The 4,537-nt window shown below is 75.2% G+C and carries 4 protein-coding genes; 1 reads left to right on the top strand and 3 read right to left on the bottom strand.

The window, feature by feature from the left end; translation table 11 throughout:
• On the top strand, nt 1–1,280 hold a 1,280-nt coding region (locus tag GL263_RS22180), incomplete at its 5' end, for an alpha-lytic protease prodomain-containing protein (RefSeq protein ID WP_182857510.1).
• Between the two features lie 288 nt (nt 1,281–1,568).
• On the opposite strand, the gene GL263_RS22175 is transcribed toward GL263_RS22180, so the two are convergent.
• From GL263_RS22175 to GL263_RS22165, 3 genes are all read right to left on the bottom strand, one after another.
• Entirely contained in the window at nt 1,569–2,330 is a 762-nt protein-coding gene (locus tag GL263_RS22175; protein WP_182857509.1) for a TIGR03943 family putative permease subunit, read from the bottom strand.
• Nucleotides 2,327–3,247 carry a permease gene (locus tag GL263_RS22170; RefSeq protein ID WP_438947989.1) on the bottom strand — a complete coding sequence of 307 codons (921 nt, stop codon included), beginning with the start codon at nt 3,245–3,247 and terminating at the stop codon, nt 2,327–2,329. Before GL263_RS22170 ends, GL263_RS22175 begins: the two co-directional genes overlap by 4 nt.
• Nucleotides 3,248–3,637: 390 nt before the next feature.
• Nucleotides 3,638–4,306 (bottom strand): zinc ribbon domain-containing protein, encoded by a 669-nt coding sequence (locus tag GL263_RS22165; protein ID WP_182857508.1) that lies wholly within the window; start codon nt 4,304–4,306, stop codon nt 3,638–3,640.
• Nucleotides 4,307–4,537: the final 231 nt, after the last annotated feature.

Raw genomic sequence — 4,537 nt, 5'->3', positions numbered from 1 at the left:
GAGACAGCGCCACCCCCGCCGCCCACGCCGCCGAGGCACCGCCCGAGCTGCTCAAGGCCATGCAGCGCGACCTCGGGCTGACCCGCTCCCAGGCCGAGAACCGGCTGGTCAACGAGGCGAAGCTCGGTTCGGTCGCCGGCTCCCTCCGGGTCGGCCTGGCGGCGGACTTCGCCGGCGCCTGGCTGACCGGCGCCGACTCCGCGACCCTGACCGTCGCCACCACCGACGCCTCCGACGTCAAGGCGATCACCAAGGCCGGTGCCCGCGCGAAGGTCGTCGACCACTCGCTCGCCGAACTCGACGCCGCCAAGGCCGCGTTGGACCGCGCCGCGAAGAAGAACGCGGCCGACGCCGCCGACGCCCCCGTCTGGTACGTCGACGTCAACACCAACTCCGTGGTCCTCCAGGCCCTCAAGCCCGCGGCCGCCAAGCGGCTCGTCGCCGCCTCCGGCGTGGACCGGTCGGTCGTGCGGGTGGAGCGGACCGCCGAACAGCCGCGCGCGTTCAACGACATCAGGGGCGGCGAGGCGTACTACATGGGCAGCGGCGGACGCTGCTCGGTCGGCTTCTCCGTGCGCCGCGGCACGCAGCAGGGCTTCGCGACCGCCGGCCACTGCGGCCGCGTCGGCACCTCCACCTCAGGACACAACCGGGTCGCGCAGGGCACCTTCCAGGCGTCCAACTTCCCCGGCCGCGACATGGCCTGGGTGGCCACCAACAGCAACTGGTCCGTGACCCCGTTCGTCCGCGGCCAGGGCGGGCAGAACGTCCGGGTCGCCGGCTCCACGCAGGCCGCCGTCGGCGCGTCCATCTGCCGCTCCGGCTCCACCACCGGCTGGCACTGCGGCACCATCCAGCAGCACAACACCAGCGTGACCTACCCCGAGGGCACCATCACCGGTGTCACCCGCACCTCCGTGTGCGCCGAGCCGGGCGACTCCGGCGGCGCGTACATCTCGGGCAGCCAGGCGCAGGGCGTCACCTCCGGCGGCTCCGGCAACTGCCGCACCGGCGGCACGACGTTCCACCAGCCGATCAACCCGCTGCTCCAGGCGTACGGCCTGACCCTGGTCACCAGCACCTCCGGCCCCGGCGACCCGGGCGACCCCGGTGACCCCGGTGACCCGGGCGAGCCGGGCGGCACCTGGGCGGTCGGCACCGTCTACCAGGTGGGCGCGCAGGTCACCTACGGCGGCGCGACCTACCGCTGCCTCCAGGCCCACCAGGCGCAGGTCGGCTGGCAGCCGCCGAACACCCCCGCCCTGTGGCAGCGCCTCTGACCGGCCGGGAACGGGTGCCCTTCAGGCGGACCTGAGCGCGGCTCCGGTCCGGCCCCGGTACGGGCGGCGGGCGGATCCGAGGCGGTCTGGGGGAACCGCCCGTCGCCTCCGGCACCGCGGCACCCGGAACCACCGGGGACCCGGCACCGTGACGGAACAGGCGCCTCCCCGCGTCCCGCCACGGCGCCGCACCCCCGCCAGACCACCGGTGGCCCCCGCTTCGGCGGGGGCCACCGCGTCCTTTTCCCGGCACCGGCACCGGCTCCGCCCGGCGGCCGCCGGGCGGGCTCAGCCCGCGTCGCCGTCCGGCGGCACGTCCCGGTACGGGTCGGCGGGGCGCGGAACGGTCACGACCTCGTCGACGTCGAGCGCGACGCCCGCCGTGTCCGTGCCGACCTCCCCGACCGGGCGCCACCGTCCGGTGACCGTCACCCAGCTGTCCGCCGGCGGCGCCGGCGCGCCGTGCACCCGGGCCCGCAGCGTGCGGGAATCCGCGGCGCAGCACCGCACGAGGTGCCGCGTCAGGTCCCAGCCGTCGCCGTCGGCCGGGGTCACAAAGCCGGTGAGCCGGACGGTACGGCCCTCCAGCGCCCGGTCGCCGTCGTACAGCGCGCGCACGCTGAACTGGGTCAGCGACATCGGCAGCGGGTCGCCCTTCGGCAGCGGGCCCATGCCCTCGGGGGCGGCCACCGGCGCGTCGCCGCTGCGGGCGGCGCTGTACGCGCCGAGTGGCGGCGGCGGGTAGAACAGCAGCGCGAGCACCGGCAGGAACAGCAGCCACGCCACGCGGGGCCCGCGCGAGTGGTCGTGCCCGTGCCCGTGATGCCCGTCGTCGTCCTCGTGCTCCTCCGGGGCCCCGCGGGACGCCAGCGGGAAGCCGTCCCGGCCGGCCGCGCCGAGACCGAGCAGCAGCAGGAGGATGCCGGAGAGGATCAGCAGCGGCCGGAAGCCGGCGGTCACGTAGTTCAGGTACAGCTCGCTGAAGAGCGAGATGTGCAGCACGCTCGCGCCCGCGAGCATCAGCAGCAGCGTCTGGACGGTTCTTCTCACAGCAGCCACCACCCGAAGACAACCGCGCTGAGCACCGCCACCACCGCCGTCGCGGTCGAGAAGCGCAGGGCGAACGACCGGCCGAACGTCCCGGCCTGCAACGCCACCAGCTTCACGTCGACCATCGGCCCCACCACCATGAACACCAGCCGCGCCGTCGGCGAGAAGCCGGTGAGCGAGGCCGCCACGAACGCGTCGGCCTCCGAGCAGACCGCGAGCACGATCGCGAGCGCGGCGAGGAACAGCACCGACAGCCAGAACGACCCGCCGAGCGTGTCCAGCACCGCCCGGGGCACCAGCACGTTGAACGTGGCGGCGGCCATCGCGCCGACCATCAGGAAGCCGCCCGCGTAGAGGAAGTCGTGCTGCACGCTGCGGCGGAACTCCTCCAGCCGGCTGGCACCCGGCTGGTGCCCGCGCCCCTCGACCGCCTTGCGGATCCACTCCGCCCGGCCCCAGCGCAGCCACAGCCAGCCCATCACCGCCGACGCCGCGAGGGAGGCGAGCAGCCGGGCCAGCACCATCTCCGGGCTCCCGGGGAACGCCACCGCCGTCGAGACCAGGACAACCGGGTTGACCGCCGGCGAGGACAGCAGGAACGCAAACGCGGCGGCGGCCGGCACCCCGCGCCGCACCAGGCTCGCGGCGACCGGCACCGAGGCGCACTCACAGCCTGGCAGCACCACGCCGGCCGCGCTCGCCACCGGCACCGCGAGCGCCGGCCGTCGCGGCAGCACCCGCTGGAACACCCCGGCCGGGACAAGGGTGTTGACGGCCCCCGAGATCAACGTGCCCAGCAGCAGGAACGGGATCGCCTGCACCATGATGGCCACACAGATCGTCTGCCAGGCGGCCACCCCGGGATGCGCCGCCCACGGCACCCCGAGCGCCGTGCCGACCCACACGGCGAGCAGCACGCCGAGGGCCACCCCCGCGACCTTCCGGGAGGCGGCGCGCGGCGCCGGTTCGGACGGCTTCCGCTGGAACGAGGCCGGTGGGACGACGTACTTCCCGTCCCGGGTGTCCGTTCTCTTCTCGCTGATGGCACACCAACCCGCGTCGGGGCTCCGGGGCACGGCCGGCGATCACCGGCCACCGCCGCCGAGGCCAGGGGCCCTGGTGAGGGCACCGTCACAAGGGCCCGCCCGCCGGACCCGGATGCAACCTGCCACATGAACACGGAATCGACAATCGTTTTCGCCGAATCGTGACGCGGGTCGCGCGCGGCCGGCCCCGCCGCCCCTCAGCGGTCTGCGCCGCTCAGCTCCTTCCGCCCCTCAGCCGCCTCCCCGCTCAGCAGCAGCCGCTCAGCCGGCCCGGGAGCCGCAGCCCGGGCAGAACCCCGCCCCCGCCGGCAGATCCGCCCGACACGACCCGCACTGCGCGGCCTGCGCCAACCGGTGTCCGCACCCGTGGCAGAACGCCCCGCCCCGCGTCTCCGTCGAACAGCTCGGGCAGACCAGCTGACGCGGCGTGTCGACGTCGTACCCGGCCGCGCGGGCCTCGCCGACCTCCTCCGCACGCCGCGTCGCCTCCCGGTTCAGCCCCCGGTGGCGGGCCGCCTGGACCTCCGCCGCGGTGTCCGGGACACAGCGCAGGCACATGCCCGCCTCCACGTTCCAACACCGCCCGCACACCGCGTCCGTGCAGCGCGCGCAGCGGTGGAAGTGCCGCTGCACCTCGGTCACCGCACGCTGGAACGCCTCGTCCCGCGCCTGGCCCCAGCCCGCCCCGGCCAGCCCGTCCGCCGCGCGGCTCAGCGAGTAGCTGTTGCCGCTGCCGAGCAGCCGACCCGCCAGCCCGCTGCCGCGCTGCAGCCAACCCGCCGCCCGGCCGCTGGTGTACGGCTCGAACGGCGACCGCCAGGTGTCGCGGCACCGGCGGCAGGAGAACTCGAACTGGAAACCCGCGTCCGTACCCTGCTGCCTCGACAGGTCCCGGTAGTTCCGGCTGAACGCCGTGGCGTCACCGCTCATTCCAACCCCCATCACACGAGCCGACGCCCGGCGGGGCCGATCCTGCCGCTCCCCCGCCGAAGGTCGAACTTCCGAACGTCCGGGGCGAAAGTGTACGGCCGAAGGCGCACATTTCGGCCGTCGTCAGGACACAGAACGGCGACGGTCCAGGCCACCGGCCAGGCCGCTGGCCGGACCGCCGGGCCCGAGCCCGGCCGGCGCCGAACCACGCGTCACCGGGCGCCCGTTCAC

The organism is Streptomyces durbertensis, from assembly GCF_014156695.1.
GTDB lineage: Bacteria > Actinomycetota > Actinomycetes > Streptomycetales > Streptomycetaceae > Streptomyces > Streptomyces durbertensis.
This window is presented reverse-complemented; position numbering and strand designations above follow the sequence as displayed.